Origin of the sequence: Roseicyclus sp., assembly GCF_052168335.1 — a bacterium.
In the GTDB taxonomy this organism is placed as follows: Bacteria; Pseudomonadota; Alphaproteobacteria; order Rhodobacterales; family Rhodobacteraceae; genus Roseibacterium.
Map to the genome: position 1 here is coordinate 1 of NZ_JBQLZP010000330.1, position 2561 is coordinate 2561.

The 2561-nt window shown below is 70.3% G+C and carries 3 protein-coding genes; all 3 read left to right on the plus strand.

Translation table 11 applies throughout. The features are described from left to right. Nucleotides 1-836, plus strand: an 836-nt coding sequence (locus tag ACTS11_RS10145; protein WP_442640196.1) for an ABC transporter substrate-binding protein, incomplete at its 5' end; no start/stop codon positions are given. A 65-nt stretch (nucleotides 837-901) separates the two neighbouring features. Then, on the plus strand, nucleotides 902-1768 hold the full coding sequence (locus tag ACTS11_RS10150) for a branched-chain amino acid ABC transporter permease (RefSeq protein WP_442640197.1): 867 nt from the start codon (nucleotides 902-904) through the stop codon (nucleotides 1766-1768). After that, nucleotides 1768-2561, plus strand: a 794-nt coding sequence (locus ACTS11_RS10155) for a branched-chain amino acid ABC transporter permease (RefSeq protein WP_442640198.1), incomplete at its 3' end; no start/stop codon positions are given. The genes ACTS11_RS10150 and ACTS11_RS10155, both read left to right, overlap by 1 nt.

Sequence of the window (2561 nt, forward strand, 5' to 3'; positions counted from 1 at the left end):
GGGAGAACGGTGTGATGCTGTTCACCGTCTCGGGCGCGGACAGCATCACGCAGCTTCCGCACATGGGCTACATCGCGCGGACCCAGCCGAACTCGGTCCTGCAAATCCAGGTCGCATCCGAGTTCATGCTGCGCCAGGGCGCGACGGGCCTGGCCTGGATCGGGCCGCAGACGCCCTTCGCCCAGAGCTCCATCGACATCCTCGCCGCCGCCGCGAGCGGCGCGGGCATCGGCATGGAGAGCCTGATCTACGAGGCCGACAAGAGCACCTACCGCTCGGAGGTGGACACGATCCTGCGCTCGAACCCCGACTTCATCATGCTCGGCGGCTATGCCGCGGACACGACCGTGGTGCTGCGCGACATCTGGCAGGCGGGCTACGAGGGCATGATCATCGGGCCGGCCTACGCGGTGAACCCCTCTGTCCTCGAGACGCTGCCGAACGAGGTGACGGAAGGCGTCTTCACCTGGGAGGGCGCGCCCGACATCGGCAGCCCGGCCTACGCCAACGTGCAGGCCTCGCTCGGCGTCGACGTGGTCGATCCCTACTCGGCGCAGACCTACGACCACGCCAACCTCGCGGTGCTGGCCGCCGCCGCGGCGGGCGACGCGAGCGGCGCGGCGATCCGCGACGCGCTGCGCACCATCAGCCAGGGCGAGGGCGAGACGGTGGCCGACGCGCTGACCGGCCTCGGCGTCCTGTCGGGCGGCGGGTCCGTGAACTACTCCGGCGCATCGGGCCCCTGCGACTTCAACGAGATCGGCGACATCACCGGCACGCAGTTCCTGTTCAACCGGATCGAGGGCGGCGCCCCGGCCGAGTTCGAGCGCGCCTGACCCGACCCAGACCGGGGCCGCCACGCGCGCGGCCCCGGCCCATCCCTCGAAGGCCCATCACCCCGATGCTCGACCTCCTGCCTCAGTTCCTCGTGAACGGGATCATCACCGGCGCGCTCCTGGCGATCCCGGCCATCGGGTTCACGGCGATCTTCGCGGTGCTGCGCTTTCCCAACTTCGCGGTGGCGAGCCATGCCACCATCGGCGCCTTCGCGGGCTATGTCGCGAATGTCAGCTTCGGGATGCCGGCCATCCCGTCGCTGATCTTCGCCTTCCTCGTGGCGGGTGCGGTCGGCCTCGTCAGCGACGAGATCGCGCTGAAGCCCCTGCGCAAGCATGGCGCGCTCACGACCGCCATCGCCTCGATCGCGCTGACCATCGTGCTCGAGAACATCGTCCGGTTCTTCTTCGGCAACGAGCTGCGCGGCTACGACCTGCCGCTGGTGCGCGACATGCGCTTCGGCGACATCCGCGTGAACCCCCAGCAGCTCGAGAACATGGCGCTCGCCGTCGTCATCATGATCCTCGTCTTCGCGGCGCTGAAGTTCACCCGCATGGGCAAGGCGATGCGGGCCGTCGCCGACAATGCCGGCCTCGCCGACCTCAAGGGGATCGACGCGGTGATGGTGGGCCGCGTGGTCGCCTTCGCGGGAATGGGCCTCGTCGGCGTGGGCGGTATGCTGTTCGGGCTCGGCACCTCGATCGATCCGCTGACGGGCTTCCGCTTCATCCTCGCGATCTTCGCCGCCGCGGTGGTGGGGGGCCTCGGCTCCATCCCCGGCGCCGTGCTGGGCGCGATGATCGTCGGCATCGGGGAGGAGATGTCGGCCCTCGTGCTCGAGCCCGCCTACAAGTCCGCCGTGGGCTTCCTCGCCATCGTGCTCGTCCTGACCTTCCGGCCGCGCGGCCTCCTCGGCGAAAGGGCCTACTGATGCTGAGCTGGCTCTTCTCCGTCGCCACCTTCGCGGGGATCTACGCGCTGCTGGCGCTCGGGATCAACGTGATCTGGGGCATGGGCGGCATGATCAACCTCGGGATGGCCGGGTTCTTCGCGCTCGGCGCCTATGCCTCGGCGCTGGCGACCGGCGCGGGGGCGCTGCCGATCCCGATGGGCCTCGCGCTCGCCGCCGGCCTCGCGGCGCTGGCGGGCGGGCTGTTGTGCCGGCTGACGCTCAGGCTGCGGGGCGACTACCTCGCCATCGTGACGCTGGGCTTCTCGGAGGTCGTGCGCCTGGTCGCGGCCAACGAGATCTGGCTGACGAACGGCTCGGACGGGATCTCGGGCATCCCCGGCCCCTGGCGGTCGGACCTCACGCCCTTCCAGTTCAACATGCTGAACTGCGCCATCGTGACGGTCGCCGTCCTCGTCGTCTGGGCCATCACCGAGCGGCTGCGCCGGTCGCCCTGGGGCCGCGCGCTCCGCGCCATCCGCGACGACGACACCGCCGCCGCCGTGGCCGGCAAGAACGTCAAGCGCTTCCGCGTGCAGGCCTTCGCGCTCGGCGCCGCGATCCTCGGGCTCGCGGGGGCGTTCTACGCGCATTACACCAGCTACATCGCCCCCGACATCTTCCGCCCGCTCATCACGATCTACATCTTCCTCGCGCTGACGGCGGGGGGCACCGGCAACGCCACGGGGGCCGTCCTCGGCGCCATCGCCGTCGTCGCCGTGCTGGAAGGGAGCCGGTTTCTCGAGGGCTGGACATCCGTCCTCGGCGGGGTGGA